Source organism: Tenacibaculum sp. DPLXC6 (assembly GCF_056815515.1).
Window position 1 is genome coordinate 2212258 of record NZ_CP141806.1, and the last position, 25120, is coordinate 2237377.

Consider the following 25120-nt stretch of genomic DNA (forward strand, 5'->3'; position numbering starts at 1 on the left):
TTATGCTTTTTCCTCTTTTGCTTGATATAGTTCCATTTCATTTTTCAATATCTGTCTTGCTCTTGATAAATTTGATTTTGATGTTCCTACAGAAATATTTAATAACTCTGCTATTTCTTTATGTGAATAATTATCTAACACATACAAGTTAAAAACTAAACGATACCTGTCCGGTAAACTTTGAATTAGTTCTAATAAAATATCAACATTCACTTTTTCAGTTTCAAGCTCCACTTCTTCTACTATTTCATCATCAGGTGCTTCTGAAACTAAATGCAAAGGTGATTTTTCTCTATACTTTTGTAATGCTGTATTTATGGTTATTCTCTTCATCCATCCTTCAAAAGATCCTTTATGTTGATATTGAGGCATCTTTTTAAAAATAGTTAAAAAACTATCTTGTAACGTATCTTCCGCATCTTGATAATTACGAGAGTACTTTAAACACAGCGCAAAAAGTTTACCAGAAAACAACTGGTAAACTTGAGCTTGCGCTGTGATATTTTGATGACAGCATCCTTGTATGAGTTTTTCTAAATTGATGTTACAAATTTACTGGAATTACCACTTCTTCGTATACATCTTCTCCTTCAGTATTTTTACCTTTCCAAAACTTAAAAACATAATCTTCTTCTTGAGTTGCCTCAACAGGAAAAGCATATTCTTCTTGTCTCTCTTCTTCAGTACAAGCAACATCAAGAGCTACTATTGCTGTACCAGCTACAATTCTAGTTGTATCTACTTTTTGGTAATACAAACCATTAAAAGAGTAGCAGCTGTTGGGTAACGTATACTTTATCTTAATTGTATCAACTTCTCCGAATGTAAAACTTTCAGGGGTTGTGGCACTATCAACCTTTAAAAACTCATACCTAACATTAGGGCCGTCATCATCTAAACAAGAATAAAACGTAAATACACTTAAAAAAAGGATTAAAATTTTTTTCATGACATATATAATTGGGGGTTATTATTATTTTAATTTTCCATGGTTTATATACTAGATGAAAAAAAGTTTAAAAGGTTGCGTCGAATACTCTTACTTTTGTAAAAGTTTATGAAAAACACCATTTTTAACATACAGTCTACAGAAGATTTTAATAAAACTGCACTGCAAGTTTTTAAACATCAGTTTAAAAATAACAGAGTATATCGTTCTTTTTGCGATTTGATATACGTTCACCCATCCGATGTACATACTATTGAACAAATTCCGTTCTTACCTATTCAGTTTTTTAAAACTAGAGAAGTACTTTCATCAACAGGTGAAATCCAAGAAATTTTTACAAGCTCTGGAACTACGGGAAGTACAACTAGTAAACATTTAGTTACTGATTTGTCTTGGTATGAAACCAGTTACTTAAAAGGTTTTAAGCATTTTTACGGAAATATTGAAGACTATGTTGTGTTAGCTTTACTGCCTAATTACCTTGAGCGAAAAGGATCTTCTTTAATTTATATGGTTGATGATTTAATTGAGCGTTCTAACCATTCTGAAAGTGGTTTTTATCTTAATAACCTTGACGAACTTGCTAAAAAACTCATACAATTAGATAAACAAAACAAGAAAGTATTATTAATTGGTGTTTCTTTTGCTTTATTAGATTTAATTGAGCAGTATGAATTCAATCTATCCAATACCATTATTATGGAAACTGGTGGAATGAAAGGAAGAAGAAAAGAACTTATTCGTAACGAATTACACACAATTTTAAGTAATGGTTTTGGTGTAAATACAATTCATTCTGAATATGGAATGACAGAGTTGTTAAGTCAAGGGTATTCAAAAGGAAACGGTATTTTTAACTGTCCTCCTTGGATGCAAATATTAACTCGTGATACAGAAGATGCCTTAACTATTTTACCTAAAGGAAGATCTGGTGGAATTAATGTGATTGATTTAGCTAACTATAACTCTTGTTCTTTCATCGCTACACAAGATTTAGGAAAAGTATATCAAGACAACAGTTTTGAAATTATTGGTCGTTTTGATAACTCTGATATTCGTGGTTGTAATTTAATGGTTTTATAATCCTTTTTTATTTTTTGCTATCTTACCTTGCTATTAACCTCTATTAGTTCAAGGTATTATGAAAAACTGGGCAGAAAATGTACAGTGGAATCCATCTGCAGTTGCATTTCCTCATTCGGAAAATGAAATACAACAACTTGTTTTAAAAGCAATCCGGTTTAACCAAAAAATTCGAGTTATTGGTTCTGGACATTCTTTTACTTCTTTATGTAGTACTGATGAAATATTGGTGACTCTCGATAATTTTCAAGGACTCATTTCAATTAATAAAGAAAAAAATCAAGCTACTATAAAAGCAGGAACGAAACTTTCTTTATTAGGAGAACTTCTTTTTAAAGAAGGGTTAGCCATGGAAAATATGGGCGATATCAACGTTCAATCAATTGCAGGTGCCATAAGTACTGGAACACATGGAACGGGTATTGGACTTAAATCTATTAGTAACCAAGTTATTGGGTTGAAATTTGTGAATGGGAAAGGAGAAATTATTGAGTGCTCCACCACAAAAAATACAGAACTATTTAAAGCTGCTCAAGTATCTTTAGGATGCTTAGGAGTTATTACAGAAGTTACTTTACAATGTGTACCAATTTACAAACTAAAACTTCAAAACAAAAAAGAGAAATTAAGTGATGTTTTAGCAACTTTAAATGAACGAAATTCTCAAAATAGAAATTTTGAGTTTTATTGGATTCCTTATACAAATACTGCCTGGACCAAAACTTCAAACATTGTAGAAGATTCTGAGCCTGATAAAGTAAACTTTTTCAATTATTGGACCGAATATGTACTCGAAAACTATGTTTTTAAACTCATGTGTGAGTATGCTAAAGTTTTTCCTTCACAAAACAAAACAGTAGCTAACATCACTGCAGCCAGTATTAGTAACGTAAAAAAAGTATATCACAGTCATAAAGTATATGCAACACAACGAAGGGTAAAATTTCATGAAATGGAATACAATATTCCGGCAGAAACTTATCAAGATGTATTTAAAGATGTGCAAAAAATTGTAAATTCAAAGAAATTTAATATTCATTTTCCTATTGAAAATCGCTGGGTTAAAGGTGATGATGTATACATGAGTCCTGCTTACAATAGAGATTCTGCTTATATCGCATGCCATGTATATAATAAAAAGGATAGTAGTGCTTATTTTGCTGCTTTAGAAGAAGTATTTAAAGCCTATGACGGAAGACCTCACTGGGGTAAAATGAATACGTTTACCACTGATGATATCGCAAGAATATATCCTAAATTCACAGATTTTATGACTTTCAGAAAAGAACATGATCCAGAAAATATCTTTGTGAACCCGTATATTCAAAAACTATTAGGTATTTAATACTATGGATGCTTATTTTAAAAACCTAAATAAAGAACTAAAAAACTACCAACGAGCCATTCCTTGTTTGTTAGTTGATTTAGATATTTTAGATGAAAATATAGCTGAAACACTTTCTAATTTTAGAAACGATGCTTCACTAAGAGTTGTAGTAAAATCATTGCCCTCAGTTCAATTGATTGATTATATCTTACAAAAAACAAACTCTAATAAGTTGATGGTATTTCATCAACCTTTTTTAACCGATTTAACTTCTCGATTAAATAACAAAGTTGATATTTTATTAGGTAAACCTATGCCTATAAAAACCGTAGAATATTTTTATAACAACTTACCTCAACAACACAACGGATTTAATCCTTTTACACAAATTCAATGGTTGATAGATACCGAAAAACGAATTGAAGAATACATTAATTTAGCCAAACAACTCAACCAAAAATTGCGATTAAACATTGAAATTGATGTGGGCTTACACCGTGGTGGATTTTCTTCATTAAAAAGTTTAACAAAAGGGCTATCACTCATTGAAAACAATCAAGACTTTGTGGAATTTTCAGGGTTTATGGGCTATGATCCACATGTGGTAAAACTTCCAAAGATTATTCGTTCTCAAAAAAAAGCATCACATTTAGCAAATCAATTTTACGAGCAATGCAAAAAATTAATTAAAAATGATTTTCCAGAACTATGGAATAATAACTTAACCTTTAACGGAGCTGGAAGCCCTACCTTAAAATTGCATAAAGAACAAAATTCTCCAATAAACGATATTGCTATTGGTTCATGTTTTGTAAAACCTACAGCGTTTGACATTCCTTCCTTAAAAAACTATAAACCAGCAGCATTTATAGCTACTCCTATTTTAAAGACTTTTTCAAATACAACACTACCAGGTTTAGAAAAGCTAAAACAATTTTTTACAAAAAAGTCAGCTTTTATTTACGGTGGATTTTGGAAAGCTGATTATTACTATCCAAAAGGTATAAAACAAAATAATTTATTTGGTGCTTCTACCAACCAAACTATGATTAACATCCCGAAAAGTGAGTCTTTACAGGTAGATGATTTTGTGTTCTTAAGACCACACCAAAGTGAATTTGTTTTTTACAATTCGGAGAAATTTTACCTATTAGAAACGGTAAAATTCAACAGCCTTGGCAATTATTAAATAATTTATGATTGTATTTGTAATGTTTATTGTTTTTTGTCGACTACCTTCAAAATCTACAAACAATGAAAAACTTTTTTACACTACTTTTAGTAGTAGTTTCTACTGCGTTATATGCTCAAAAAACAGATTATAATACCAAAAAAGGCTACGTAGCCGAAGGTTATGATGTTGTTTCTTACTTTACAAATGATGAACCCGTAGAAGGAAAAAAGAAGTTTCAAACAACATATGACGGAGCAAAATTCAAGTTTTCCTCAGAAAAAAACTTATCCCTATTTAAAGAAAATCCAACAAAATACATTCCTCAATATGGTGGATATTGTGCTTATGCTGTAGCTGCTAAAAAAACAAAAATGTATATTGATGCTGAAGCTTATGAAATTAGAGATGGTAAACTATACCTTTTTTATAGTTCTTGGATTTCTAGTAAACTTGATGATTGGAAAAATGGTGATACTAAAAAATTACAAGCTCAGGGCGATATAAACTGGGAAGAATTAAAACATAAAAAAGATTAACATGAAACATTTTTTCATCTTCTTTCTGTTTTTTTCAACTATTGTCTTCTCACAAGAATACAATACTAAAAACGGAGTAGTCGCTAAAGGCTATGATGTGGTAAGTTATTTTAATCATAAAGCCGAAAAAGGAAATAAAAAATTTACAACTAAATATAATAACGTTTCCTTTCGTTTTTCGTCAAAAGAAAATTTAGCTACTTTCCTAAAAAACCCTGAAAAATACAATCCTCAATATGGTGGATATTGTGCTTATGCCATTGGTAAAACTGGTGAAAAGGTGGATATTGATCCGAAAACTTTTGAAATACGAGATGGTAAATTGTATTTATTTTATAACTCTTGGGGAACCAATACTTTAAAAATGTGGTTAAAAGAAAACCCTGAAGAGCTCAAAAAACAAGCAGATGTTAATTGGAAAAAATTGAATCGTTAGTTTAGATTTAATAGTTGCGGGGGCGACTTCATAAAAGGGCTGATAATTTCAGCTCTTTTTTTATACTTATCGTTTCTTTTTATTCTTATTTTTGGTTGATAAAAACAGCTCTATGAATAATTTCTCTTCTTTCAATAGAAAAAACATTCAACAAGAATTACAAACTACCGAATTTGATATTCTAGTAATTGGTGGCGGTATTACTGGTGCAGGTATTGCTTTAGATGCAGCATCACGCGGAATGAAAGTCGCTTTAATTGAAAAAAACGACTTTGCTTCGGGTACTTCAAGCAAATCTACCAAATTAATTCATGGAGGTTTACGCTACTTAAAACAGTTTGATTTTTGGTTGGTAAAAGAAGTAGGTACCGAACGCGCTATTGTTCATAAACTAGCACCACATTTGGTAATTCCTGAAAAAATGATTTTACCGTTAATTGAAGGTGGAACTTACGGTTCTTGGTTAACATCTATTGGACTTAAAGTTTATGATGTTTTAGCTTCTGTTGAAGGAGACGATAAACGTAAAATGCTTGATAAAAAAGAAGCCTTAGAAAAAGAGCCTTTGTTACCAGAGAATATTTTAAATGGTGCTGGTTTTTATGCTGAATATCGTACTGATGATGCACGTTTAACTATAGAAGTTTTAAAAACAGCAAGTCAATACGATGCTCAAATATTGAACTACACACGTGCAGATGAGTTTATCTATGAAAACAAACGTGTGGTAGGTGCTAAAGTAACAGATGCTTTTACTGATGAAAGTTATGATATCAAAGCTAAATATGTAGTAAATGCAGCGGGGCCATGGGTAGATGAATTACGTCAAATAAACAATTCAAAAATTGGAAAGCGTTTGCATTTAACCAAAGGAGTTCACCTAGTTGTTCCGCATGAAAAATTACCAGTAAAACAATCTGTGTATTTTGATATTCCTGATGGCCGTATGATGTTTGCTATTCCTCGTGGAAAAGTAACTTATTTTGGAACTACCGATACCAATTATCAACAAGATAAAGACACCGTTGAAACCTCAATGGTTGATGCTTTATATTTAATTGAAGCAGTAAATAACATGTTTCCAGATATTCAATTAACTATTGATGATATTCAGTCTTCATGGGCAGGATTACGTCCATTAATTCACGAAGAAGGAAAATCAGCTTCAGAATTATCTAGAAAAGATGAAATTTTTGTGTCCGACACCAAATTAATATCAATTGCTGGAGGAAAATTAACAGGTTATAGAAAAATGGCAGAGCGTATCGTTGATATTGTTGCTAAAAAAATGAAAAGACGTTTTGACGTTGAATTTGATTCAATTCAAACTGAAGAAATCGTTTTATCAGGAGGACCTTTTCAAAATTATAAATCGGTAAAATTATATATAAATCAGATTTATAAACGCATAAAACCATTCGGTTTTTCTGAAAAAGATGCCAGTTATTTAGTGCATAACTATGGTAAACAAACAGAACTTATTTTAGATAAGTTTGATGAGTTAAATGAAGAAAATTTACAAGAACGTTTATTAAAAGCTGAGGTGTGGTTTACTATAAAACATGAAATGACCTGTACTCCTACCGACTTTTTTATGCGAAGAACTGGTCGTTTGTTTTTTGATAAACCTAGTGTTGACTCGTATAAAAACCTTGTTATTCAGGAATTTACAAACCGTTTTAAGTGGGACAAAAATACAACTTTAAAGCACCAACAAGAATTAGACAAGAAAATAGATTTAACCATAAATTTTAACTAGTTTCTTATACGTAAAATTAAACGAGTATCATATCTTTGGCGACTGCTAAAATTGGCTACGTAAAAGGTTTGTACAATTAATTTTTTAAGTAATATGAAACAACTAGTACTTGTATTTTTTCTATTAACCACTCTTATAGCAAAAAGTCAAACTAATATTATTTCTAATTCAGATTTTGATAATATTAAGATAAATAATGTTGCTTTAACTGACATAAAAAAAACCTTTGGAAAACAAGCAAAAGTAGAATCTTTATTAGGTGCAACTACTTCTTTTGAAGATAATGGTTTTTACTACTATTTTAGATTTAATGGGTTAAAACTTGATTTTTCTACTTCAGGTAGAAAGCCTTATATTGAATCTTTAGATGTTCTAAATAGTGAAGCTACCTTTACAATTAAAGGGATTACAGTAACTATAGGAGATCCTATTAGTAAACTAGGTGAAGTTGCCTTAAGTACTGGTAGAAATGGCTCTAAAAGTATTTTATATGCTGAATGTGATAGTTGTGATGTTTTTATTAATATCGCTTTTGATCAAGCAACTAAAAAAATTACAAAGATCAATTATTTCGATATGTCGTAATTGATTTAAAAAATCATACTAAAAAAGCCCAGAAACTGAGTTTCTGGGCTTTTTTATATCTTGTATGTACAAAACCAACCTATCATTCTTCTCTCTCGTGCTCTTCTAAATCTTTCGTTAAATCTAACTTTCTAAGCGTTGGATTTACAATTCCTGTGGTAACAACTGTAATTAAGGTCATAGTTCCACCAAAAACTACTGCCGTTACTGTTCCCATTAATTTTGCTGTTACACCACTTTCAAAAGCTCCTAATTCGTTAGAAGAACCAACAAACATAGAGTTTACTGAAGCTACTCTACCGCGCATATGATCGGGTGTTTTTAATTGTAAAATAGTTTGGCGAATTACCATCGAAACTCCATCGGTTACACCGCTAAAGAATAGAGCTACAATAGAAATCCAAAAAATGGTTGATAAACCAAATACTATAATACAAATTCCGAAGCCAAATATAGCTGCTAAAAGCTTCATTCCTGCATTTCTGCTTATAGGTATATAAGCAGTTATCAGCATAGTTAAAAAGGCTCCTATGGCTGGTGCAGCACGTAAAGCACCAAAACCTTCTGGCCCTACTTTTAATATATCTTGAGCATATACTGGTAATAATGCTACCGCTCCACCAAACAGTACCGAAATCATGTCTAAGGTTAGTGCTCCTAAAATAGCTTTTGTCTTATACACAAAGCGAACTCCTTCTTTTAAACTTTTCATTACTGGCTCACCAATTTTAGGATTTAAAATTGGTTTCTTTTTAATGAAAAATACTGTTAGAAATGATACTGATACTAATCCGAAGACAATACATAACGACCAATGTACTCCAATCCATGAAATGGTTAACCCTGCAAAAGCTGGTCCTAAAACAGAAGCTATTTGCCATGTTGAGCTACTCCAAGTAGCTGCATTTGGATATAGCTTTTTAGGTACTATTAAAGCTATTAATGAAAAAATAGTAGGTCCGAAAAACGAACGTAATAATCCACCAAAAAATACCAAAGCATAAATAGCGTAAAGTACTGTGTTTTTATTCCAGCCTTCAATAAAACTAGGCAATGTTAAAAAGAACAGTCCCAAACTAATCAGTGAAAATAAACCAATACACAAGGCTAATAGATTTCTCTTTTCTTTTTGATCTACAATATGACCTGCAAATAATGCCATGGATACTGCTGGAATTACTTCCATTAAACCTATGATTCCTAACGATAATGGATTTTTAGTAATACTGTATACTTGCCATTCGATAATAATGAATTGCATTGACCATGCAAATACTAAGGCAAAGCGTACTAAAAGAAAAATATTAAACTCTTTGATTCTTAGGGATGCGTAGGGGTCTTTTTTCTCCATAAATTAATTTAATTTCAAGTCCATTAAAATGGCAAATGTTTCATTAACATCTCTTTCTTTTACCACTATGGTCATTTCGTGTGTCGTAGAAATTACTTCTTGTACAGCAATATTTGCCCAAGCAAATTGTTTTAAAATAAAATAATAAATACCTGATTGATCTAGATTTCCTTTTGGAAGTTTTATGGTTATAGAAGCTAAGTCATTCACATTATTTATTAAAGCTTCTTTCTTAAAAATTTCTTCAACAAAAGGTTTTAAGTTTTTACTTGTAACAATATTTGTTTCAAAAATACCTTGAGAAACCGTTAAAAAATAATCTTTACTATCTGCAGATTTACTTAAAATTTTAGCAATTTCTTTTAATAACGACGTAGTATTTTTGAAAGTAAAATCGCATAAATCTGAGCGTACAATTACGTCTCCCAAATTCAATGCAAGTCGTTTTATATTTTTACGAACTCTTAATTCATTTGCTGGAGATAACCTATTAATAGCCATCATAACTGCACCAACTTTTACTTCTTTTTTTAACAGTTTAGAAACTTCTGGTAAAATTTCTCTTGCTAACGATGATACATTAATTAGCTTCTCATTTAGAGCTTCTTCTATAAAAGGAGTTTTTCTGATGGTGATTTCAACAGCTTCTTGAATTGTTTTCATGTTTGTTTAGTTTTAAACTAAAAGTAACAAAAATACAATTAATAGTGAATTTATACTATATTTTTAATTTGTAATATATTTAATTAAAATCTTTGTTAATCAGATTTTTAAACTAAATTTGTCGATATTGTATCTTGTTACAAGACCTATACACAACTCAATTATAGAAGCGATTGATGGGGCTTCTTAATTTTTATTAAGAAGGATTATTTGTACAAATGCAAACAACTAATCTAATCTATTTGTTAACTTTAAAAACTCATCTTTCGCTTCTTTCTTGTCGTATAAAACGTTATAAACAGCGTCGATTATAGGAGTTTTAGCTTTATTTTTTTGATTAATTTTATATGCACTTTTTGTTGCGTAGTATCCTTCAGCAACCATACTCATTTCTAACATAGCAGATTTTACAGTGTAGCCTTTTCCTATCATGTTTCCAAACATTCTATTTCTACTAAATGTTGAATATCCAGTAACTAATAAATCACCCAAATATGCTGAGTTATTGATGTTTCGCTTCATTTTATGAATCTTTTTAATAAAGCGTTTCATTTCACGAATACCATTACTCATTAATACCGCTTGAAAGTTATCTCCATAACCTAAACCATGAGCAATTCCTGCTGCTATGGCATAAATATTTTTCAACATTGCTGCATATTCGGTACCAATAATATCATCTGAAATTTTGGTTTTAATATAACGTCCTGCTATAGCTTTGCTAAGCTTTTTTGCTTTTTTTTCATCTTGACAAGCCAGTGTTAAATACGATAAACGTTCCATTGCTACTTCTTCTGCGTGGCATGGTCCTGATATTACTCCAATATTTTCATATGGTATATTATATAGTGAATGAAAATGTTCTCCAACAATTAATCCTGATTCTGGAACAATTCCTTTAATAGCAGAAAAAATAACTTTATTCTCTAAAGATGTTGTTAGTTTTTCTAATTCTGCGTTTAAAAAAGCTGAAGGAATAGCAAAAATTAACACATCGTAATTTTCAATAATATGGTTTATATCTTCAGACAAATCTAATTGCTCTGGGTGTAATTCTGCAGAACTTAAATAACTAGGATTATGTTTGTTACGTTTAATATGTTCAATAGCATAAATGCTGCGCATATACCAACCAATAGTTTCTAAGTTTTCAGATAACATTTTAACAATAGCTGTTGCCCAACTTCCACCTCCTAAAACGGCTATTCTAGTTTGATTGCTCATAAGTAGTATTTGTTTGTATTACAAAATTAAGAAATCTATAAACGACTCTCTAAACTTAAAGGTTATTATATTTGAAAATTGAAAATCAAGAACACATGAATGTACAAATTATAAACAAATCTAAACACCAAACTCCAGCATATGAAACCGAGGGTTCTGCAGGTATGGATTTGCGTGCTAATATAGATGCAGCTATTGCTTTAAAACCTTTAGAAAGAGCTATTATAAAAACTGGATTATTTATTGCGCTTCCTGTTGGATATGAAGCTCAAGTTCGACCACGTAGTGGATTAGCTGCTAAAAAAGGAATTACTGTATTAAACTCTCCCGGTACTGTTGATGCAGATTATCGTGGTGAAATTGGTGTAATTCTAGTGAACTTATCTAATGAAGAATTTATTGTAAATGATGGTGAACGCATTGCGCAATTAGTTATTGCAAAACACGAACGCGTAAACTGGCAAGAAGTAACTGTTTTAAATGAAACTGAACGTGGTGCTGGTGGTTTTGGAAGTACTGGAGTTTAAGTAATATTTTTATATACTTGACTCATTTTTCGAACTTCATCAAATAATAATTCAAAATCTAAAAAACAATGTGAATAATATTGGTACCCTAGTTTTTTATAAAATTCAAAAGCTTGCGGTTGCTCATCCATAGTATCTAACCATATTAATTCATATTGTTTTTTTCTAGCTTCTTCTTCTAACCAATTTAACAACTCTTTACCAACTCCTTTACCTTGAGTATTTTGATGTAAATAAATTCGATGGAGTTTTAATGACTTCTTATTCTCTAGTCCTAAGAGTTTCTTATCCCACAAGACTCTGAAAACACCCACTATTTCTGCATTAAAAAGAACAAAGTAATAGCTTGTTTTATCTTCTGATAATTCTTTTTTTAGATTAATTTTAGAAAATTGACTTTGAACATACCATTCTCCTGCATCTTTCCAAAAATGTTTATATGCTGCTTTGTATACATCGTTCATTAAGGTTTTCAGAACTTCAAAATCTTCAACCTTAATTTCTTGTAATTGTGTGGTATTTGAGATTCTAATCATATCTTATTAATAAAAAAAGCTGCTCTAATAAACAGAACAGCTTTTTAAAAATAGTAATAGTTTGAACTTTAAATTTAAATTACTTATTCTTGATTTTCAATAGCTTCTTTAATTTTATTTTCTAGCTCTTCCATTAATTCAGGATTGTCTTTAATAACACCTTTAACAGCATCTCTACCCTGACCTAATTTAGTGTCTCCATAGCTAAACCATGAACCACTTTTCTTTATTATTCCATATTCTACTCCAATATCTAAAACTTCACCAACTTTTGATATTCCTGCACCATACATAATATCAAATTCAGTTTGTTGGAATGGTGGAGCTACTTTATTCTTTACAATCTTAACTTTAGTACTGTTACCAATTACCTTATCGCCATCTTTAATTTGTGTTCTACGACGAATATCTAAACGAACAGATGCATAGAATTTTAAAGCATTACCTCCTGTTGTAGTTTCTGGGTTACCAAACATAACTCCAATCTTTTCACGTAACTGGTTAATAAATATAACAGTACAGTTTGTTTTACTAATTGTACCTGTTAATTTACGTAAGGCTTGTGACATTAAACGTGCATGAAGTCCCATTTTAGAGTCCCCCATTTCACCTTCAATCTCAGATTTTGGTGTTAATGCTGCAACCGAGTCAATAACAACAATATCAATAGCTCCAGAACGAATTAAGTTATCAGCAATCTCTAAAGCCTGCTCACCATGGTCTGGTTGAGAAATAATTAAGTTATCAACATCCACACCTAAACTTTCAGCATAAAAACGATCAAAAGCATGTTCTGCATCAATAAAAGCAGCAATACCTCCTGCTTTTTGTGCTTCTGCAATTGCATGTATTGTTAAAGTTGTTTTACCTGATGATTCTGGTCCGTAAATTTCTATAATTCTTCCACGAGGATACCCTCCTACTCCTAAGGCTAAATCTAATCCTAAAGAACCTGACGATATTGCATCTACATCTTCTACTTGGCTATCTCCTAACTTCATTACGGTTCCTTTACCGTACGTTTTATCTAACTTATCTAGTGTAAGTTGAAGCGCTTTTAATTTCGCTTCCTTTTCTTTATCTGCTGCCATAAATCGTGCTAATTATTTTAAGTAATAAGAACGGCTAAGTTATGAAAAACTAGCTTTAATATCCTATCTTTTTATGTTACATTTTGTAATATTGTGCTTCTTAAAAAAAAGAAAAGATGTCAACCCATCGTCACTTCATGATTTACAAACCTTATGGTTTTTTATCACAATTTATTACCAATCAAAAAAAAGGAGGTAAACATAAATTGTTAGGAGAATTACATGATTTTCCTGAAGGAACTATGGCTGTAGGTAGATTAGATGCAAAATCGGAAGGTTTATTGTTATTAACAACTGATGGAAAAGTAAGTGATTTTATTACTACTAGAGGCGGAGTTGAAAAGGAATATTATGTTCAATTAGATGGTGCTATTACTTCAGAGGCCGTTAAACAATTACAAAAAGGAGTAGAAATTGGATTTGATGGAAAAAAATATCAAACCAAACCTTGTAAAGTTAAGTTAATTGATACTCCAGATTTACCTGAACGTTCTAAAAAAATTCGCGATGCTCGTCATGGTCCTACACCTTGGATATCAGTTACCTTAACTGAAGGAAAATTTAGACAGGTACGTAAAATGACTTCTGCTGTTGGTTTTCCTACGTTACGTTTAGTACGTGTTCGTGTAGGTGATATTTTATTAGGTAATATGCAAGTTGGGGAAGTTAAAGAAGTTGAGGAATTGATTTAGTTTATTATTTTTACAGCTTTATAAAAAGCTAATGAAAAAAATATTACCTACTTTATTTTCTGTTTTCTCCATATTTTCTTACTCACAAAATACATATGTTCCCGATGATGGTTTTGAACAACATTTAATTGATTTAGGCTATGATTCTGGTCCTTTGGATAACTATGTTCCTACTAATAATATCAGTACTGTAACCGACCTATCAATATCAGGAAATGCTACTTATATATGGGAAATAAAATCCTTACAGGGTATTGAAGACTTTATCGCTTTAGAAAAATTAACTATTGAATTAAATGAAGTTGTGACTATTGATCTTTCTAGTAATACCAATTTGATAGATTTACGTATTTATAGTGATTCAATGCTTCAAAATTTGAATATTTTAAATAATAGTAAACTAGAAAATTTTCACTGTATTAACACTAGTGTAAATTCAATCGATTTATCCAATAACATAAATATAAGAGACTTAGCAATAGGAAATTCTAGTATTACAGAATTAGATTTATCAAAAAATATTAAAATTGAACAACTTAATTTAAGTCACGGAATTTTAGAAAAAGTAAATTTTAAAAACGGTAATAATTCATCTATTACTCAATTTTCTTGTATTGGTAATCCTAATTTAACCTGTTTTCAGGTAGATAATGAAAATTATAGTAAAACTAATTGGATAGATATTGATGACAACTCTGTGTTTAGTAGTAATTGTGCCACTCCTCTATTAACCTATGTACCCGATGATAATTTTGAACAAGAATTAATAAACCTTGGATATGATTCTGGTCCTTTAGATGACTATGTGTTAACTAGTAATATTGAAAATATACTAGAATTAGAAATTCAAGAAAAAAATATTGCTGACTTAACAGGTATACAAGATTTTAAGAGTTTAACAAAACTTATATGTTATACTAATTCTATTACCTCTATAAATCTCGATAACCTTAAAAATTTAACACATTTAAATATATCAGAGAATAATCTTACAACACTAGATATTAGTAATAATTTAAAATTAATTGATCTATTTTGTAGTGATAACTTACTTGATGAAATAGATGTTAGTGATAATATCAAGTTAGAAAGATTGGTGTGTTCTCTAAATAAAATAAAGGATTTAGACATATCTAGGAACTTAGATCTATATCTTTTATGGTGTGAACATAATCTACTAAATCAATTAAGTTTATCATTAAATAAAGATTTAAAAAGATTAAGTTGTGGAGGTAATTTATTTACTAGTATAGATGTATCAAATAATAATATATTAGAAGAATTCTATGCTCCTGATGGAAATTTAGAGTCATTAGATTTATCTAATAATCCAAAAATAAATTACTTCGTTGTATCTAACAATAAACTCACTTTTTTAGACTTAAGAAATGGTGCTAATCAAAATATACCAGGAAACAGTTTTAATACAACAAATAATAATTTGGATTGTATTCTTGTTGATGATAAAAATTTTAGTGAAGTAAATTGGATTTCTATTGATGCTACATCTACTTTTATTAATAATGAATCAGAATGTAATAAAACTACATGTACTATTACAGTAGATACTTTTAATGATGTTATTACCTGTGATAATTACTCTTTACCTAATTTATCTAATGGTAAATATTATACACAAAGTGAAGGAAATGGAAATCAATTAATCTCTGGAGACATTATAACTTCATCACAAACAATTTTTATATACAATGAAGATCCTAACAATCCTTCTTGTTTTAATGAATCCTCTTTTCAAATTACTATTAATAATTCACCTGATGTTGATATTTTAAATGATGTTTTTGCTTTTAATGAATTTACTTTACCTAATCTAACAAACGGAAATTATTATACTGAATCTAAAGGAAATGGAAATCAATTAATCTCTGGAGATATTATAACTTCATCACAAACAATTTTTATTTATAATGCTAATCCAACCAATTTAAATTGTAATAATGAAAGTAGTTTTACTATCACTATTGAACAAAAAAATATTACTATACCAAATTTCTTTACTCCAAACAACGATGGTGATAATGATACTTGGGTTGTAAACGCTAATAACAATCTTATTAAATATATTTATATTACTAATAGATTTGGTAAAATAGTTGGCAAAATAAAACCAAATACAGTTGGTTGGAATGGCTTATATAACGGAAAACCATTAGCTAGTAATACTTACTGGTACCAAATAATCTTTACTAATGGAGAAACTAAAAATGGTGCTTTTGCTTTAATTAGAAAATAATTACCCCTTTACCATTCTAATATGCGGAATCCCATCTTCTAAATATCCTTCCCCTACTTGTTTAAATCCGTGAGATTCGTAGAATTTTTGCAAATAAGTTTGTGCAGAAATGGTAATAGTTGTTTCATTATAGTTATCAACAATAGCTTTAATTGACACTTTAATCAAATCATGTCCGTAACCATATTTACGTTCCGTTTCTTTTACCACTACCCTACCAATACTAGGTGTATCAAAATATTCACCACTATTAAACAATCGTGTATAAGCTATTATTTTTCCTTCTTTTACACCTATAACATGTAATGCCTTTTGATCTTTACCATCAATATCTTGATAAACACAATCCTGTTCAACAACAAAAACTTCAGAACGTAATTGAAGTAATTCATATAATTCTGAAGTTGTTAATTCTTGAAATGTTTTTACTGTAAAATTCATTAACAGCAAGCTATTTTATTTACTCTGTTAGCATGACGACCACCTTCAAATTCAGTAGATAGGAAAATCTTTACAAAACCTAAGGCTTGTTGTAACGATACAAAACGCGCAGGAATTGTTAAAATATTAGCATCATTATGCTGACGTGTTAATTCAACCAATTCATTGTTCCAACACAAAGCAGCACGAACTCCCTGGTGCTTGTTAGCAGTCATTTGTGCTCCATTACCACTTCCACATAAAATAATTCCCATTTCAGCTTGTCCTGTCTCCACAGCTTCAGCAGCTGGATGAATTGTATCTGGGTAATCCATACTATCAGTTTCATTTGTACCAAAGTTGATTACTTTATGTCCTAAATCTTCTAAAAGTTTAACAATTTCAAACTTATATTCGGTACCTGCATGGTCATTTCCTACAGCGATTGTCATAATTTGTTGATTTTAATTCAGTTGTGAGTTACAAAAATACAGTTATTCACGGTTATCAACAGTAATTAACAATGCTTTTTTTAGCATTCTTAATAACCTCTTTAAAATTAAGAGGTTAAACTACATTAACTAATTGTTAAGAACTAGTAGTAGATTCTGAAAAGAAAATTTGATTTTCTAGATATTTTTTACAATACAAGAACAAGAATTAATTATGCAACTTTTTTTTTGAGATTTTAATGAACATTTATCAACATTAAATTAACCCTTTTTTTACATTGAAAAGAAAATTAACTATTCATAATTTTTAGTGAATTGCTGTTTATAACTTTTGTTAATAACTCTATTTTATAGTTGATTTTTAAGATTTTATTTAACTAATAACTTGTTTATTTATTTTAATAAGTCACATCACCAAAAATTAAATCCACTTTTTATTCTACATATTAACAGACTATAATAACAATCATTTCTTTTTTTAAATTTTAAAAATCTTTTTTATTAATAATATAATATGTTAATAACAGTTTTTTACAAGTTTAAATTTCAAAAGACTTTCCTATTAAATATGAATTGAGTTGTAAGAACTAGAACTAAAGAAGATAGTTTCCCTTTTTAGTTATGCTTAGGCAAATTGCGAAAAATAAGGTTTAAATACTACGTTTGTTGATAAGTGCTAATAAGTGAAAGAAAAAGGCTTATACAGCTTTTTCAGATGCTTTCATAAGGTAAATAGTATCTTTAGTTACTATTTCTGATGGAGTTTTTTTGTTTAAAGTCGTGTTTACACTTATTACAGTAACGATAATTCCTGTAATAAATATAAAAATAAACAGCGCTATTATTTTGCGTAAGTTTTTCATTTATAACGACTTTCTTATTATAAAGACGGATGAGTTTAAGAAATGTTACAGTTTTATTAAGTTTTTTTTAACTTTTTAAGGAATTACTATTCGAATAGCACTTTTTATGATATTTACTTTTACTTGTCCTCTTCCTATTAACTCTCCATCTGCTTGAATATAAGGAAGATCGTTTTTGTTTTTTGGAGTTATTAACAAAGAGTTAGCTACAAGTGTTTCTACCTTTTTATGCTGAAGAATCTTTCCATTATATAATTTCTTTATTGAAAATAATAAGTCCAAAAATGATAGATTTTTAGCGATTGTTATATCAAATAAACCATTATTAGAGTCTTTAAAATCAGTTAATTGCATACCCCCTGCAGAATACTTACATATACCAAATAAAGTCATTAAACACTTTGTTTCAATGATTTTGTTGTTAATAGCTATTTTAAAAGTAGTTTTTTTATAGAGTAATAAACCTGCTATACCGCTTAATAAGTATGCAATAGGTCCAAATCTCTTCAATTTATTCAACTTATTAACAACATATCCGTCATAGCCAATACCTGCAACATTATTAAAATAAGAAGTAGTATTAGCTAATTCTAAATAACCAATGTCTTGAAAAACAGTATTTTCCTGTTTTATTAAATTAACTGAAGCTTTTATATTTTTTGGTATATTATAAGTTTTAATCCAATCATTACCAGTACCTAAAGGGATAACTGCAACTGTTATTTCTTTTGAATTTATTGTGTTTTGAGACATAATCCCGTTAATAACGTGATGTAAAGTGCCATCACCACCAACAGAAATTATTTTATTATAACCTTTCTTAATAGCTTGTTGAACAATTAATTTTTCATGATTTGAATATTCTGTTTTTGTATACTCATAAGTTATGTTATTAAACTTTAATTCCTGTTGAATTTCAGACCAATATTTATTGAATTTACCATTACCAGCAACGGGATTCACAATAACAAACCAAGAATTATTCATACAAATACATTAAATAAAGAGCGGTAAAGTACAAAATGAATTTATAACAGTTATTTAAATAACTAGCATTAATTTTATTTGTACTTTGGTAAAAATTTAAATAAGACGAAAGATTAATGACTAGAAAGAAAAAAATCTACAAAAAAAAGGGTAAAGTAATTAAAGATCTTACCCGAAACATTTTCAAAATACTTAACGAAGACAGTAATAAATACTACAATTATAAACAGATTGCTGCCAAATTAAAAGTTTCTGATACTGATGGTAAGAATCAAATTATTAAGAAACTAGCAGAATTAACCGCAAATAAAAAGATTAAAGAAGTTGATAGAGGTAAATATCAAATAAATGAAGACCGTAAATATCATGTAGGTACACTTGACGCTACTTCTAATGGTAATGCCTATTTTATTTGTGATGATTTTGAACATGACATTTTTGTTCCTTCAGTAAACTTAGGTAAAGGTTTACATAACGATACTGTAAAAGCCTATGTATATAAAAAGCGTAGAAGTAATAAACTTGAAGCCGATGTTGTAGAAATTATTGAGAGGGCAAAAACTGAATTTGTTGGTGTATTACAAATGAATAAAAATTTCGGATTTGTTATACCAGATAGCACTAAAATGTATGCAGACATTTTTATTTCTCAAAGTAAATTAAACGGAGCAAAAGATGGTGATAAGGTTGTTGCTACAATAACTGATTGGCCAGAGAATTCTAAAAACCCTTTTGGAAAAATTACTCAAGTTTTAGGAAGACCAGGAGATCATGATACAGAAATCCATTCTATTTTATTAGAGTATGGTTTACCTTATGAATTTCCTGCAGAAGTAGAAAAAGAAGCATCAGAATTACCTATTGAAATTACGAATGAAGAAATTGCTAAACGTAGAGATATGCGTGGTGATTTAACCTTTACAATTGATCCAAAAGATGCTAAAGATTTTGATGATGCTTTATCATTTACAAAACTTGAAAATGGTAATTATGAAATAGGAATTCATATAGCCGATGTATCTCATTATTTACAGCCTAAAACTATTTTAGATGACGAAGCCTACGACCGAGCTACTTCTGTATATCTAGTTGACAGAGTGGTACCAATGCTTCCTGAAATGTTAAGTAACGGAGTTTGTTCTTTACGACCAAATGAAGAAAAACTAACTTTTTCAGCAGTTTTTGAAATTAATGACAAAGCACAAGTTATTAACCAATGGTTTGGAAGAACAGTTACATATTCTGATAAACGTTTTGCATATGAAGAAGCACAATCAATTATTGAAAATAAGAATAATATTATTCCAGCTGATGTTTCTTTAACAGGAGAAGCTTATGAAGTTGACGAAAACATTGTTGAAGCTACATTAAAACTAGATGAATTAGCTAAAAAGATGCGTAAAAAACGTATGAAATCTGGAGCTATTTCTTTTGATAGAGTTGAAGTTAAGTTTCATTTAGATGAAAATGCTAATCCAACAGGTGTTTTCTTTAAAGAAGCTAAAGACGCTAATAAATTAATTGAAGAGTTTATGTTATTAGCAAATAAAAAAGTAGCAGAATTTGTTGGGTTATCAGCAGGAAGACCTAGTAAGAAAACATTTGTATATCGTGTACATGATGAACCAGATGTAGAAAAATTAGCTTCATTACAGAATATTGTTAGCAAATTTGGATATAAAATCAACACAGAAACACGTCAAAAAACATCTGATAGTTTAAATAAATTATTATCTGACGTTCATGGTAAAGGAGAAGCCAATATGGTAGAAACCTTAGCAATACGTTCAATGAGTAAAGCTGAATATACTACACAAAATATAGGTCACTACGGTTTAGCTTTTGATTATTACAGCCACTTTACTTCACCAATTCGTCGTTACCCTGATGTGATGACACATCGTTTATTACAACACTATTTAGATGGTGGAAATTCACCAAAAACTGAAATTTATGAAGAGAAATGTAAACACTCTTCAAAAATGGAAGAATTAGCATCAAAAGCAGAAAGAGATTCTATCAAATACATGCAAGTTAAATACATGCAAGATCATAAAGATCAAGAATTTGAGGGAGTAGTTTCTGGTGTTACTGAATGGGGAATTTATGTTGAAATCAAATCTAATAAATGTGAAGGTATGGTTCGTATAAAAGATATTAAAGATGATTATTATATCTTTGACGAAAAACAATATGCTGTGATTGGACAATCAACCAAGAATATGATTCAATTAGGTGATGAAGTAGTAGTAAAAGTTAAACACACCGATTTGGAACGTAAACACCTTGATTTCAACCTTATTTCACACTAATTTGTACAGTTTTAAACAATAAAAATTAAGATTTTACTTTATAGTATTGGTATAATTATTGGTTATACTCAATTAACTAATGGAATTTATTATGAAGAAGTTAGCAATATTAAGTTTGTTTTTGATGACCGTTTTAGCATCAGCTCAAACAACCATAACTAAGAATTTAGGAGACTTTTCAATTGTAAAAGTGTATAATGGAATAGATTTAAAACTTGTTAAATCTGATGTTTCTAAAATTATAGTTACTGGTGAAAAAACAGATAAGGTTAAAATTAAGTTGGATGGAACTACTCTAAAAATATTATTGAGATTCCCTGAAACTACTGCCGATGGTAAAGTAAAAGCAACATTATATTACAATAAAACTTTATCAATTATTGATGCCAATGAAGGAGCAACGATTACAGGTAAAGACATTAAACAGCAAAAAGTTGAAATTAGAGCTCAAGAAGGAGCTTTTATTAACCTTGTAGTTAATGTTAAGCATTTGAATGTAAAAAGCTCTTCAGGAGCTGTAATTAGGCTTTCTGGTGCAACTAAGAATCAAAATGTAAATGCTGATTTAGGTGGAATGTATCATGGATATAAATTATTAGTAGAAGAAATGACCACTGTAAAAGCTGGATCTGGATCTAAAGTAGAGGTACAATCAGGAGAAACATTAGATGCTAAAGTATCGTTTGGTGGTTCAATTTTTTACAAAGGAAAACCAGAAGTATTTAGAGACAAAAAAGTAATTGGTGGAGTAATTGAACACCGAAGTTAATTTCGTATCTTTGTTGCGCAAAATTTAATAAAAATGAATTTACTTACTATATTTTTAGGAATGATCGGACCATGGCAAATAGCTATTGTCGTTGCATTAGTATTATTATTATTCGGAGGTAGAAAAATTCCTGAATTAATGCGAGGTTTAGGAACAGGTATCAAAGAATTTAAAGATGCTACTAAAAATGAAGATGAAGAAAAAACAGATAAAGTAGAAGATAAGAAATAAGATATCTATTATAAAAAGAAAACCGAAACATTTAATGTTTCGGTTTTTTATTTAATTAAAGTTTTACGGCTGTTCCAGAAGCAGTAACCATAAGCATACCTCCATTGGCACCTACGGTTTCATAATCTAAGTCAATTCCAACAACTGCATCAGCTCCTAACATTTGAGCTCTTTCAGACATCTCTTTCATAGCTATTTCTTTAGCTTCTCTTAGAACTTTTTCATACGATCCAGACCTACCTCCTACTATGTCTCTAATACCGGCAAAAAAGTCCTTAAAAATGTTCGCACCTATAATTGTTTCACCTGTAACAACACCTAAATATTCTTTAGCAGGTTTATTTTCTAACGATGGTGTAGTAGATAATATCATAATTATTCTTTGTCTTTATTTTCTTGTGCTTTCTTCATAGCCTCACCAATTTGATTACTAGCTGTAAAGCTCGCTACCATATCATTCAACATATTACTACCAGCTTGTGGTGAATTAGGTAATAAAATTAAGTTACTGTTTGTTTCTTCACCAATAGATTGTAAAGTATCATAGTGTTGTGTAACAACAATTAATGCAGATGCTTCTTGACTGTTAATACCAACTTTATTTAATACTTCTACAGATTCTTCTAAACCACGAGCAATTTCTCTACGTTGATCAGCAATACCTTGCCCTTGTAAACGCTTACTTTCAGCTTCAGCTTTTGCTTTTTCAACAATTAAAATACGTTGAGCATCTCCTTCAAATTGTGCTGCTATTTTTTCACGTTCAGAAGCATTAATACGGTTCATTGCTGCCTTTACTTGTGCATCAGGATCAATATCTGTTACTAAAGTTTTTATAATATCATAACCATAATCAGCCATTGCATCGTTTAATTCAGTTTTTACAGCAATTGCAATATCATCTTTTTTAACAAATACATCATCTAACTTCATTTTAGGCACTTCTGCACGTACTACATCAAAAACATAAGATGTAATTTGATCATGAGGATAATCTAGTTTATAAAAAGCATCATATACCTTATCACGAATTACTTTATATTGTACAGAAACTTTTAATTTCACAAATACATCATCCAAGGTTTTTGTTTCAACAATTACATCTAACTGTTGAATCTTTAAGCTTAGTTTACCTGCTATTCTATCAACAATAGGAATTTTTAATTGTAAACCAGAGTGACGAATGCTTTGAAAGCGACCAAAACGTTCAACAATTGCAGCAGTTTGTTGCTTAACAATAAAGAATAATGATAAGAATACTAGAATACCGACAACAATTACCGGATACATGTAAATTGACATAGTTTTTAATTTTTAAAATGTTAGTAATTTTTTTTGATAAAGATACTACTTAATAGTAGATATTTATAAGACGAATTTTATTTGAATTGTTACAATTCTTTTTTAAAAATTATATTTGTAAAAAATCAATTATATGGAACTTATACAACAAAGCATAACAGAAATTTTAATTCTACTTTTTTTAATTGTTACTTTTTTACAATCAGGAATTGACAAAGTAACAGATTGGAAAGGAAACTTATCTTTTATTAAAGGACACTTTAAAGATTCTCCTTTAAAAAACTCAGTACCTCTTTTATTGGCAGTAATTTTAGCTATGGAATTATTAGCTGGTGCTTTAATGTTTGTTGGAATTTTTCATTTATCAACAACAGGTAATCATAATATAGCTTTAATAGGAGCAGAATTATCAGCAGTAACATTAATCTTTTTATTAATTGGTCAACGATTAGCAAAGGATTATGCTGGTGCTATGACATTAGCAGTTTACTTTATAATCGCAATTTTAGCAGTATATTTATTAAATAGATAAAAACTATTTTATTATTATTAAATAATAATATTTAGTTATTAAAAAACCTCTTAAAAATCGATTTTTAAGAGGTTTTTTAATTTTAGTAAGGTATTTGTATATTATAATGTAAAAAACTAGTTAAAATAGCTTTAAATTGAGTTTTATACATTTTTTATGATGTAAATTAAAGAAGAGTATTCACCAGAACGACTTGCCTTTACATTTGACTTTAATCCTGTTAAAAAAGCTTGAATTGGTCTTGATTTTTTTGTCTTATATTTTTCTGATAGTAAAGAAACATAAAAAGAATCAAATTTCATTGGTAGTGTTTTTTTAACTTCCATTTCAACCAAAGAAAATATTTTTGAAATTGATGTTTTTGAAAAATGCCATAAATGTCTTGGAACATCATAAGCAGCCCAAAACTCTTTGTAGTGTTTTGCATCAAAGCTTTGATAATTTGGAACAGCAATAATTAAAACTCCGTTTGGTTTTAAAAGCAATTTTAATTGCTTTATATATTCCGTTAAATTAGGAATATGTTCTAAGACATGCCAAAGTGTAATAACATCAAATTGTTTGTTTTCTATTTTTGAAAGATCTTCTAAAAGATGTATGTTTTTATTCTTAGCAAAAATTCTTGCTTTTTCAGATGGTTCAACACCTGTAATTTCCCAACCACCATTTTCACATACTTTTAAAAAATCACCTGTACCAGCACCAACATCTAAAATTAATTTGTCTTCTGTATTAAAAGAATTAATCAATTTTAGTTTTTTCTTTAAAGTATAGTTTTTTACAAATTGATATGTTTTATCAAAAAGAGAAGTCTTACTATCCGTATGTGAAATATAATCTTCACTAGCATAGTATTTTTCTAAGTTATTAGGTACAGGAGAAGTTACTAACATATCGTAATCTTCATTTATCATAACCTCATAACTCTCTTTTGATACTGTATGGTCAATACAGTTTAAAAAAGGTTTTAAGTTCTTGTAGAACTCTTTTTCTGAAATCAAATTAATAAATTGTGTTGAGTGTTCCTTGTGGAACATTGGTTTTTGGTTAAACAATTATACATAA

At 29.5% G+C, this 25120-nt stretch carries 28 protein-coding genes; 14 read left to right on the forward strand and 14 right to left on the reverse strand.

The features are described 5' to 3' along the window. Together VCM48_RS10020 and VCM48_RS10025 are read right to left on the reverse strand one after the other, a co-directional pair. Positions 1 to 552: an RNA polymerase sigma factor gene (locus tag VCM48_RS10020; protein WP_313812724.1), complete on the reverse strand. Its 552-nt coding sequence runs from the start codon at positions 550 to 552 to the stop codon at positions 1 to 3. Then, positions 545 to 949 (reverse strand): hypothetical protein, encoded by a 405-nt coding sequence (locus tag VCM48_RS10025; protein ID WP_274638831.1) that lies wholly within the window; start codon positions 947 to 949, stop codon positions 545 to 547. The genes VCM48_RS10020 and VCM48_RS10025 overlap by 8 nt, the downstream gene beginning before the upstream one ends. 108 nt (positions 950 to 1057) lie before the next feature. Between VCM48_RS10025 and VCM48_RS10030 the strand changes: the two genes are divergently transcribed. The 7 genes from VCM48_RS10030 (at position 1058) to VCM48_RS10060 (ending at position 7849) form a co-directional block, all read left to right on the forward strand. Then, positions 1058 to 2032, forward strand: a complete 975-nt coding sequence (locus tag VCM48_RS10030; protein ID WP_482270410.1) for a LuxE/PaaK family acyltransferase — start codon at positions 1058 to 1060, stop codon at positions 2030 to 2032. Between the two features lie 58 nt (positions 2033 to 2090). Continuing rightward, entirely contained in the window at positions 2091 to 3377 is a 1287-nt protein-coding gene (locus VCM48_RS10035; RefSeq protein WP_482270411.1) for a D-arabinono-1,4-lactone oxidase, read from the forward strand. Between the two features lie 4 nt (positions 3378 to 3381). Further along, positions 3382 to 4548, forward strand: coding sequence for an alanine racemase (locus tag VCM48_RS10040; RefSeq protein WP_482270412.1), 1167 nt, complete (start codon positions 3382 to 3384; stop codon positions 4546 to 4548). A gap of 65 nt (positions 4549 to 4613) precedes the next feature. Further along, positions 4614 to 5069: a YHS domain-containing (seleno)protein gene (locus VCM48_RS10045; RefSeq protein WP_121146480.1), complete on the forward strand. Its 456-nt coding sequence runs from the start codon at positions 4614 to 4616 to the stop codon at positions 5067 to 5069. Position 5070: 1 nt separating this feature from the next. Beyond that, positions 5071 to 5505 carry a YHS domain-containing (seleno)protein gene (locus tag VCM48_RS10050; RefSeq protein ID WP_482270413.1) on the forward strand — a complete coding sequence of 145 codons (435 nt, stop codon included), beginning with the start codon at positions 5071 to 5073 and terminating at the stop codon, positions 5503 to 5505. Between the two features lie 112 nt (positions 5506 to 5617). Next, positions 5618 to 7264: a glycerol-3-phosphate dehydrogenase/oxidase gene (locus VCM48_RS10055; protein ID WP_482270414.1), complete on the forward strand. Its 1647-nt coding sequence runs from the start codon at positions 5618 to 5620 to the stop codon at positions 7262 to 7264. Positions 7265 to 7357: 93 nt separating this feature from the next. Beyond that, positions 7358 to 7849, forward strand: a complete 492-nt coding sequence (locus tag VCM48_RS10060; protein ID WP_482270415.1) for a hypothetical protein — start codon at positions 7358 to 7360, stop codon at positions 7847 to 7849. 82 nt (positions 7850 to 7931) lie between these two features. On the opposite strand, the gene VCM48_RS10065 is transcribed toward VCM48_RS10060, so the two are convergent. The 3 genes from VCM48_RS10065 to VCM48_RS10075 all read right to left on the reverse strand — a co-directional run bounded on the left by VCM48_RS10065 (position 7932) and on the right by VCM48_RS10075 (position 11087). Continuing rightward, complete coding sequence (locus VCM48_RS10065) at positions 7932 to 9200, reverse strand: MFS transporter (protein WP_482270416.1); 1269 nt, start codon at positions 9198 to 9200, stop codon at positions 7932 to 7934. Positions 9201 to 9203: 3 nt separating this feature from the next. After that, complete coding sequence (locus VCM48_RS10070; protein WP_099214943.1) at positions 9204 to 9863, reverse strand: hypothetical protein; 660 nt, start codon at positions 9861 to 9863, stop codon at positions 9204 to 9206. Positions 9864 to 10091: 228 nt separating this feature from the next. Then, a complete protein-coding gene (locus VCM48_RS10075) occupies positions 10092 to 11087 on the reverse strand; it encodes an NAD(P)H-dependent glycerol-3-phosphate dehydrogenase (RefSeq protein WP_274638840.1) in 996 nt (331 codons plus the stop codon). Positions 11088 to 11182: 95 nt separating this feature from the next. On the opposite strand from VCM48_RS10075, the gene dut reads away from it, so the two are divergent. Then, a complete protein-coding gene (gene dut / locus VCM48_RS10080) occupies positions 11183 to 11614 on the forward strand; it encodes a dUTP diphosphatase (RefSeq protein ID WP_482270417.1) in 432 nt (143 codons plus the stop codon). Here the strand turns inward: dut and VCM48_RS10085 are convergent. Together VCM48_RS10085 and recA are read right to left on the reverse strand one after the other, a co-directional pair. Further along, positions 11611 to 12150, reverse strand: coding sequence for a GNAT family N-acetyltransferase (locus tag VCM48_RS10085; protein ID WP_482270418.1), 540 nt, complete (start codon positions 12148 to 12150; stop codon positions 11611 to 11613). The genes dut and VCM48_RS10085 overlap by 4 nt on opposite strands. Positions 12151 to 12233: 83 nt before the next feature. Continuing rightward, the gene (recA, locus tag VCM48_RS10090) at positions 12234 to 13241 is read right to left on the reverse strand and encodes a recombinase RecA (RefSeq protein WP_125066330.1); all 1008 of its coding nucleotides are present in this window, start codon (positions 13239 to 13241) and stop codon (positions 12234 to 12236) included. A gap of 116 nt (positions 13242 to 13357) precedes the next feature. Here recA and VCM48_RS10095 point away from each other — a divergent pair, with 116 nt between their 5' ends. Together VCM48_RS10095 and VCM48_RS10100 are read left to right on the forward strand one after the other, a co-directional pair. Further along, complete coding sequence (locus tag VCM48_RS10095; protein ID WP_482270419.1) at positions 13358 to 13933, forward strand: pseudouridine synthase; 576 nt, start codon at positions 13358 to 13360, stop codon at positions 13931 to 13933. A 31-nt stretch (positions 13934 to 13964) separates the two neighbouring features. Continuing rightward, complete coding sequence (locus tag VCM48_RS10100) at positions 13965 to 16187, forward strand: T9SS type B sorting domain-containing protein (protein ID WP_482270420.1); 2223 nt, start codon at positions 13965 to 13967, stop codon at positions 16185 to 16187. Here the strand turns inward: VCM48_RS10100 and VCM48_RS10105 are convergent, their stop codons facing one another. The 4 genes from VCM48_RS10105 to VCM48_RS10120 all read right to left on the reverse strand — a co-directional run bounded on the left by VCM48_RS10105 (position 16188) and on the right by VCM48_RS10120 (position 18909). Beyond that, the gene (locus tag VCM48_RS10105) at positions 16188 to 16628 is read right to left on the reverse strand and encodes a GNAT family N-acetyltransferase (protein ID WP_482270421.1); all 441 of its coding nucleotides are present in this window, start codon (positions 16626 to 16628) and stop codon (positions 16188 to 16190) included. Then, positions 16628 to 17059: a ribose 5-phosphate isomerase B gene (gene rpiB / locus VCM48_RS10110; RefSeq protein ID WP_124587888.1), complete on the reverse strand. Its 432-nt coding sequence runs from the start codon at positions 17057 to 17059 to the stop codon at positions 16628 to 16630. Before rpiB ends, VCM48_RS10105 begins: the two co-directional genes overlap by 1 nt. A 698-nt stretch (positions 17060 to 17757) precedes the next feature. Continuing rightward, positions 17758 to 17922, reverse strand: coding sequence for a hypothetical protein (locus VCM48_RS10115; protein ID WP_482270422.1), 165 nt, complete (start codon positions 17920 to 17922; stop codon positions 17758 to 17760). Positions 17923 to 17997: 75 nt separating this feature from the next. Then, complete coding sequence (locus VCM48_RS10120) at positions 17998 to 18909, reverse strand: diacylglycerol/lipid kinase family protein (RefSeq protein ID WP_482270423.1); 912 nt, start codon at positions 18907 to 18909, stop codon at positions 17998 to 18000. Positions 18910 to 19025: 116 nt separating this feature from the next. Here VCM48_RS10120 and rnr point away from each other — a divergent pair, with 116 nt between their 5' ends. From rnr to VCM48_RS10135, 3 genes are all read left to right on the forward strand, one after another. After that, on the forward strand, positions 19026 to 21221 hold the full coding sequence (gene rnr / locus VCM48_RS10125; protein ID WP_482270424.1) for a ribonuclease R: 2196 nt from the start codon (positions 19026 to 19028) through the stop codon (positions 21219 to 21221). 91 nt (positions 21222 to 21312) lie between these two features. Further along, positions 21313 to 21990: a head GIN domain-containing protein gene (locus tag VCM48_RS10130; protein WP_274638851.1), complete on the forward strand. Its 678-nt coding sequence runs from the start codon at positions 21313 to 21315 to the stop codon at positions 21988 to 21990. 33 nt (positions 21991 to 22023) lie between these two features. Next, positions 22024 to 22221: a Sec-independent protein translocase subunit TatA/TatB gene (locus tag VCM48_RS10135; protein WP_274638852.1), complete on the forward strand. Its 198-nt coding sequence runs from the start codon at positions 22024 to 22026 to the stop codon at positions 22219 to 22221. Positions 22222 to 22276: 55 nt separating this feature from the next. On the opposite strand, the gene VCM48_RS10140 is transcribed toward VCM48_RS10135, so the two are convergent. Both VCM48_RS10140 and VCM48_RS10145 read right to left on the reverse strand, forming a co-directional pair. Beyond that, positions 22277 to 22594: a heavy metal-binding domain-containing protein gene (locus tag VCM48_RS10140; RefSeq protein ID WP_274638853.1), complete on the reverse strand. Its 318-nt coding sequence runs from the start codon at positions 22592 to 22594 to the stop codon at positions 22277 to 22279. A 2-nt stretch (positions 22595 to 22596) separates the two neighbouring features. Further along, positions 22597 to 23523, reverse strand: a complete 927-nt coding sequence (locus VCM48_RS10145; RefSeq protein ID WP_274638854.1) for an SPFH domain-containing protein — start codon at positions 23521 to 23523, stop codon at positions 22597 to 22599. Between the two features lie 133 nt (positions 23524 to 23656). Here VCM48_RS10145 and VCM48_RS10150 point away from each other — a divergent pair, with 133 nt between their 5' ends. Beyond that, positions 23657 to 24055, forward strand: coding sequence for a DoxX family membrane protein (locus VCM48_RS10150; RefSeq protein WP_274638855.1), 399 nt, complete (start codon positions 23657 to 23659; stop codon positions 24053 to 24055). A gap of 143 nt (positions 24056 to 24198) precedes the next feature. On the opposite strand, the gene VCM48_RS10155 is transcribed toward VCM48_RS10150, so the two are convergent. Beyond that, positions 24199 to 25092: a class I SAM-dependent methyltransferase gene (locus VCM48_RS10155; protein WP_482270425.1), complete on the reverse strand. Its 894-nt coding sequence runs from the start codon at positions 25090 to 25092 to the stop codon at positions 24199 to 24201. Positions 25093 to 25120 lie beyond the last annotated feature (28 nt).

Coding starts and splice junctions, on each gene's coding strand:
- VCM48_RS10025 (WP_274638831.1), bottom strand. CDS start 949: ATGAAAAAAATTTTAATCCTTTTTTTAAGTGTATTTACGTTTTATTCT.
- VCM48_RS10030 (WP_482270410.1), top strand. CDS start 1,058: ATGAAAAACACCATTTTTAACATACAGTCTACAGAAGATTTTAATAAA.
- VCM48_RS10035 (WP_482270411.1), top strand. CDS start 2,091: ATGAAAAACTGGGCAGAAAATGTACAGTGGAATCCATCTGCAGTTGCA.
- VCM48_RS10040 (WP_482270412.1), top strand. CDS start 3,382: ATGGATGCTTATTTTAAAAACCTAAATAAAGAACTAAAAAACTACCAA.
- VCM48_RS10045 (WP_121146480.1), top strand. CDS start 4,614: ATGAAAAACTTTTTTACACTACTTTTAGTAGTAGTTTCTACTGCGTTA.
- VCM48_RS10050 (WP_482270413.1), top strand. CDS start 5,071: ATGAAACATTTTTTCATCTTCTTTCTGTTTTTTTCAACTATTGTCTTC.
- VCM48_RS10055 (WP_482270414.1), top strand. CDS start 5,618: ATGAATAATTTCTCTTCTTTCAATAGAAAAAACATTCAACAAGAATTA.
- VCM48_RS10060 (WP_482270415.1), top strand. CDS start 7,358: ATGAAACAACTAGTACTTGTATTTTTTCTATTAACCACTCTTATAGCA.
- VCM48_RS10065 (WP_482270416.1), bottom strand. CDS start 9,200: ATGGAGAAAAAAGACCCCTACGCATCCCTAAGAATCAAAGAGTTTAAT.
- VCM48_RS10070 (WP_099214943.1), bottom strand. CDS start 9,863: ATGAAAACAATTCAAGAAGCTGTTGAAATCACCATCAGAAAAACTCCT.
- VCM48_RS10075 (WP_274638840.1), bottom strand. CDS start 11,087: ATGAGCAATCAAACTAGAATAGCCGTTTTAGGAGGTGGAAGTTGGGCA.
- dut (WP_482270417.1), top strand. CDS start 11,183: ATGAATGTACAAATTATAAACAAATCTAAACACCAAACTCCAGCATAT.
- VCM48_RS10085 (WP_482270418.1), bottom strand. CDS start 12,150: ATGATTAGAATCTCAAATACCACACAATTACAAGAAATTAAGGTTGAA.
- recA (WP_125066330.1), bottom strand. CDS start 13,241: ATGGCAGCAGATAAAGAAAAGGAAGCGAAATTAAAAGCGCTTCAACTT.
- VCM48_RS10095 (WP_482270419.1), top strand. CDS start 13,358: ATGTCAACCCATCGTCACTTCATGATTTACAAACCTTATGGTTTTTTA.
- VCM48_RS10100 (WP_482270420.1), top strand. CDS start 13,965: ATGAAAAAAATATTACCTACTTTATTTTCTGTTTTCTCCATATTTTCT.
- VCM48_RS10105 (WP_482270421.1), bottom strand. CDS start 16,628: ATGAATTTTACAGTAAAAACATTTCAAGAATTAACAACTTCAGAATTA.
- rpiB (WP_124587888.1), bottom strand. CDS start 17,059: ATGACAATCGCTGTAGGAAATGACCATGCAGGTACCGAATATAAGTTT.
- VCM48_RS10115 (WP_482270422.1), bottom strand. CDS start 17,922: ATGAAAAACTTACGCAAAATAATAGCGCTGTTTATTTTTATATTTATT.
- VCM48_RS10120 (WP_482270423.1), bottom strand. CDS start 18,909: ATGAATAATTCTTGGTTTGTTATTGTGAATCCCGTTGCTGGTAATGGT.
- rnr (WP_482270424.1), top strand. CDS start 19,026: ATGACTAGAAAGAAAAAAATCTACAAAAAAAAGGGTAAAGTAATTAAA.
- VCM48_RS10130 (WP_274638851.1), top strand. CDS start 21,313: ATGAAGAAGTTAGCAATATTAAGTTTGTTTTTGATGACCGTTTTAGCA.
- VCM48_RS10135 (WP_274638852.1), top strand. CDS start 22,024: ATGAATTTACTTACTATATTTTTAGGAATGATCGGACCATGGCAAATA.
- VCM48_RS10140 (WP_274638853.1), bottom strand. CDS start 22,594: ATGATATTATCTACTACACCATCGTTAGAAAATAAACCTGCTAAAGAA.
- VCM48_RS10145 (WP_274638854.1), bottom strand. CDS start 23,523: ATGTCAATTTACATGTATCCGGTAATTGTTGTCGGTATTCTAGTATTC.
- VCM48_RS10150 (WP_274638855.1), top strand. CDS start 23,657: ATGGAACTTATACAACAAAGCATAACAGAAATTTTAATTCTACTTTTT.
- VCM48_RS10155 (WP_482270425.1), bottom strand. CDS start 25,092: ATGTTCCACAAGGAACACTCAACACAATTTATTAATTTGATTTCAGAA.